We start from the raw sequence: 5,048 nt of genomic DNA on the forward strand, positions 1-5,048 counted from the left end.
TCCTCCAGATTGCCGCCGAGCTGAAGGTTCGCCCGGCCCAGGTCAACGCCGCCGTGGAGCTGCTCGACGGCGGGGCCACCGTCCCGTTCATCGCCCGCTATCGCAAGGAAGCCACCGACGGCCTCGACGACATCCAGTTGCGCGAGCTGGAAGCCCGCTTGAGCTACCTGCGCGAGCTCGAGGACCGCCGCGAGGCGGTGCTCAAGAGCATCGAGGAGCAGGGCAAGCTCACGCCGGAACTCGCCGCCGCCATCGCGGCCGCGCCGACCAAGCAGGAGCTCGAGGACCTCTACCTCCCCTACAAGCAGAAGCGCCGCACCAAGGGCCTGATCGCCCGCGAGGCTGGCCTGGAGCCGCTGGCCGACAAGCTCTTCGCCGATCCGTCGCTGGATCCGATGACCGAGGCGGCGGCCTTCCTCAATCCCGATGCCGGCTTCGCCGATGCCTACGCGGTGCTGGACGGCGTGCGCGACCTGCTGTCCGAGCGCTGGGCCGAGGACGCCGTGCTGATCGGCAAGCTGCGCGAATGGCTGTGGGAGGAGGGCCTGTTCAAGTCGAAGCTGATGGACGGCAAGGACGAGAACAACCCCGACATCTCCAAGTTCCGCGACTACTTCGACTACGCCGAGCCGATCCGCACCGTGCCCTCGCACCGAGCGCTGGCCGTCTTCCGCGGGCGCACGCAGGAGTTCCTCGACGCCAAGCTGGCGCTGGACGAAGAGCTGGTGCCCGGTCAGCCCTCGCTGGCCGAAGGCCGCATCGCGCGCCACCTCGGCTGGAGCCACGCCAAGCGCGCCGGCGATGAGCTGATCCGCAAGACCGTCGCCTGGACCTGGAAGGTCAAGCTGTCGCTGAGCCTGGAGCGCGACCTGTTCGCCCGCCTGCGCGAGGAGGCCGAGAAGGTCGCGACCAAGGTCTTCGCCGAGAACCTGCGCGACCTGCTGCTGGCCGCACCGGCCGGCAAGCGCGTCGTGATGGGCCTGGACCCCGGCATCCGCACCGGCGTGAAGGTCGCCGTGGTCAGCGACACCGGCCGCGTGCTCGACACCTCGACCGTCTATCCGCACGAGCCCAAGCGCGACTGGGAAGGCTCGATCCACACGCTGGGCCGGCTGTGCGCCACGCACGGCGTCAACCTGATCGCGATCGGCAATGGCACCGCCTCGCGCGAGACCGACAAGCTCGCCGCCGACCTGATCAAGCGCATCCAGTCGATGTCGCCGGAGACGGTGATCGAGAAGGTCGTCGTCAGCGAGGCCGGCGCCTCGGTGTATTCGGCGTCGGAATTCGCGTCCAAGGAGCTGCCCGACCTCGACGTGTCGCTGCGCGGCGCGGTCTCGATCGCCCGTCGCCTGCAGGACCCGCTGGCGGAGCTGGTGAAGATCGATCCGAAGTCCATCGGCGTCGGCCAGTACCAGCACGACGTCAACCAGAGCGAGCTCGCGCGCACGCTGGACGCGGTGGTCGAGGACTGCGTGAACTCGGTGGGCGTCGACCTGAACACCGCGTCCGCGCCGCTGCTGTCGCGCGTGTCGGGCCTGTCGGCCGGCGTGGCTGCCTCCATCGTGCGTTGGCGTGATGCCAACGGCGCGTTCCGCAACCGCAGCAGCTGCTGGACGTCACCGGCCTGGGGCCGAAGACCTTCGAGCAGGCCGCTGGCTTCCTGCGCATCCGCGACGGCGACAACCCGCTGGACGTCAGCGGCGTCCACCCCGAGACCTACCCGGTCATCGAGCGCATCCTGGCGCAGGTGCAGCGGCCGATCACCGACGTGATGGGCAAGTCCGACGTGATCCGCGCGCTGAAGCCGGAGGCCTTTGCCGACGATCGCTTCGGCGCGATCACGGTGAAGGACATCCTCGGCGAGCTGGAGAAGCCCGGCCGCGATCCGCGCCCCGACTTCAAGGTCGCGCGCTTCAATGACGGCGTCGAGGACATCAAGGACCTGAAGGAGGGCATGGTGCTGGAGGGCACGGTGTCCAACGTGGCGCAGTTCGGCGCCTTCGTCGACCTGGGCGTCCACCAGGACGGCCTGGTCCACGTCAGCCAGCTCGCCAACAAGTTCGTCAACGATGCCCGCGAGGTCGTGAAGACCGGCGACATCGTGAAGGTGAAGGTGCTGGAGGTCGACCTGGCCCGCAAGCGCATCTCGCTGACGATGAAGCTGGACGCGCAGGCGCCGCGCGGCGGCGCGAAGACGGACAACAGCTTCCGCCCCGCCGGTCGCAACGAGCGCCAGGGCGGCGGTCGCCCGCAGCAGGCCGCGCAGCCGCAGGGCGGCGCCATGGCAGCGGCCTTCGCCAAGCTCAAGCGCTGATCCGCGGCGGGCGAGGGCGCGGGGCGCTGTTCGCCCGCGTCCCGTCGCCGAGGCGACTCCCGCCACGCCCGGGCCGGCCGGCCATGCCATCCGCGGCGTCGAATCGCGTTTGATCCCACATTTTTCGCGGCCGGTCGCAGCCGAGGTGTCAGAACGGGCGGCGTGCAGCTACGCTGCGCGCCGTTTACCGTCAATGACAAAAGTCGACACATCGCCATCGTGTCGACACGAATCTCGGGAGCCCCCTTGAAGACCCACGCCATCGCCAGGGCCTGTGCCCTTGTCTGCCTGACCGTCGCCCTGCCCGCGGTGTCCGCCTGGGCCCAGGAAGCGCCCCCGGGCATGGGCAACGAACCGGCCGCGGGCCGCCGCCTGGATCGCGTCGAGATCACCGGCCGCGCCAACGATTCGGACCTGCGCCGCCGCGCGCCGGTGGCCAAGCAGGTCTACGGGCGCGAGGAGCTGGATCGCTACGGCGACACCAGCGTGGCCGACGTGCTCAAGCGGCTGCCCGGCGTCAACGTGGCCGACGGCGCCCCCCGCATGCGCGGCCTGGGCTCGGGCTACACGCTGATCCTGATCAACGGCGATTCGGCGCCCCCGGGCTTCAAGCTGGACCAGCTGGATCCGGCGCAGGTCGAGCGCATCGAGGTCACCAAGGGCCCCAGCGCCGACCAGAGCGCGCAGGCCGTGGCCGGCGCGATCAACATCATCCTGAAGGAGGCGCCGCGCGTGTCGCAGCGCGACCTGCGCATCGGCGCCGGCTACAACATCAACCATCCGGTCCCCTCGGCCACCTTCACCTTCGGCGAGCGCTTCGGGCCGGTCTCGCTGTCGGTGCCGGTCTCCGCCTTCCAGTGGCTGCAGGAGATGCGTTCCTCGACCGAGCGCAACGGCACCGACCTGAACGACCAGCCGGTCGTCGCCGCGCAGCACGGCAAGATGCGCAACTGGGGCCACGCCTTCAACTCCGCGCCGCGCGCGACCTGGAAGATCAGCGACGACGAGAGCGTGTCGCTGCAGGGCTTCGCGCAGAAGGGCTGGTGGAACAACTCGGTCCGCCTGGTGCCGGACGGCCAGTACAAGACGCCGCGCCTGGACGACGACAGCGACAACCAGGGCGTCTGGCAGATGCTGCGCGCCAACCTGCAATGGAACAACCGCTTCAGCGAGACGCAGAAGTGGGAGCTCAAGGCCGGCGTGCAGGATGCGAAGAACCACATCGAGAACCACACGCTGAACGCGGCCGCGCCGGTGGACGCGGTGATCGACAGCCGCGACCGCAGCCTGACCCAGGCCGGCAAGTACAGCCAGATCCTGGGCGACGAGCACACGGTGACACTGGGCTGGGACTTCGAGTTCCGCAAGCGCGACGAGATCCGCGACACCACCGTGGCCGGCGGCGAGCAGCTGCCGGCGCTCAACGGCGAGAACTTCGGCGCGCGCATCCGCCGCCAGGCCTTCTTCATCCAGGACGAGTGGGAGATCAACCCGCAGTGGTCGACCTACTTCGGCCTGCGCCATGAGCGCATCGTCACCACCAGCCGCGGCGTCGCCACCGATGCGCGCAACAGCTCCAGCGTGCTGTCGCCGCTGTGGCACCTGACCTACAAGCTGGACCCGAAGGCGCGCGACATGATCCGCGCCAGCCTGACGCGCAGCTACAAGGCGCCGGAGCTGACGCAGATGCTGGGCCGCTACACGCTGAACAGCAAGTTCCCCGACCCCGGCCAGGCCAACGACGAACTCAATCCCGACCGCGTCGGCAATCCGGGCCTCAAGCCGGAACTCGCCACCGGCCTGGACATCGCCTACGAGAAGTACCTGAGCGGCGGCAGTCTCTTCAGCGTCGGCCTGTTCCACCGCAACATCAGCCAGTTGATCCGCAACGTCGTGACGCTGGATCCGGCCAGCGCGCTGGTGCCGGTGCCGCGCTACGTGATCCGCCCGACCAACTTCTCCAGCGCCACCACCAGCGGCATCGAGCTGGAGCTCAAGGGCCGCGCCGGCGAGCTGTTCCCGTCGCTGTTCGAGGCCAAGACGCCGCTGAACCTGCGCAGCTCGTTCAGCGTCTACCGCTCGCGGGTGAAGGCCGTGTCCGGGCCGGACAATCGCCTGGACCAGCAGCAGCCCTGGACCGCCAACCTGGGCTTCGACTACCGCTTCAGCGGCGTGCCGGTCACCACCGGCGCCAACCTGAACTACACGCCGGTCTACACGGTCCGCCAGACCGACCGCCAGCAGGTCGAGTTCTCGCGCAACCGCGGCCTGGACGTCTTCGCCCAATGGATGGTCAACCCCAAGACCTCGGTCCGCTTCTCGGCCAATAATCTCTTCCCGCTCGACGCGCGGGCCGAGACCGCGCTGGCCAATGGCGACTACTACGCCACCGGCCGCAGCCTCAAGCCCTGGTTCCAGCTCAACCTGGAAATGAAGCTCTGAGCCTGACGATCAGGCGAGGGGCGGCCGGCCGCGTCGGGTGTCGTTGCCCCATGAAAGGACGAACCGCCCGATGCAGGCCTTGCAGATCCTCGCCGGACCCCGTGCGCGCCAACGGCTGCGCGACCATGGCCTGCGCGCCGCCGACGTGCGCGCCGTGCCCGGCGCGGCCGGCGGCCCCAAGGGGCTGATCCTCAGCGCGCTCGACGCCCATCTGTTCGGGGAGTTCCTCCCGTCCGGCGGCCAGGAGGTGCACCTGCTGGGCGCCTCGATCGGCGCCTGGCGCATGGCC

Annotated in this window: 1 protein-coding gene and 2 pseudogenes; all 3 read left to right on the forward strand. The window is 69.5% G+C overall.

What is annotated here, in order from left to right; genetic code table 11:
- Positions 1-8: 8 nt before the first annotated feature.
- Positions 9-2,317, forward strand: a pseudogene (locus FUT87_RS20455) (Tex family protein).
- 246 nt (positions 2,318-2,563) lie between these two features.
- Positions 2,564-4,759 carry a TonB-dependent siderophore receptor gene (locus FUT87_RS20460; RefSeq protein WP_147242211.1) on the forward strand — a complete coding sequence of 732 codons (2,196 nt, stop codon included), beginning with the start codon at positions 2,564-2,566 and terminating at the stop codon, positions 4,757-4,759.
- A gap of 70 nt (positions 4,760-4,829) precedes the next feature.
- Positions 4,830-5,048: pseudogene (locus FUT87_RS20465) on the forward strand (phospholipase); the annotation flags it as partial.

The organism is Mitsuaria sp. TWR114, assembly GCF_007997345.1.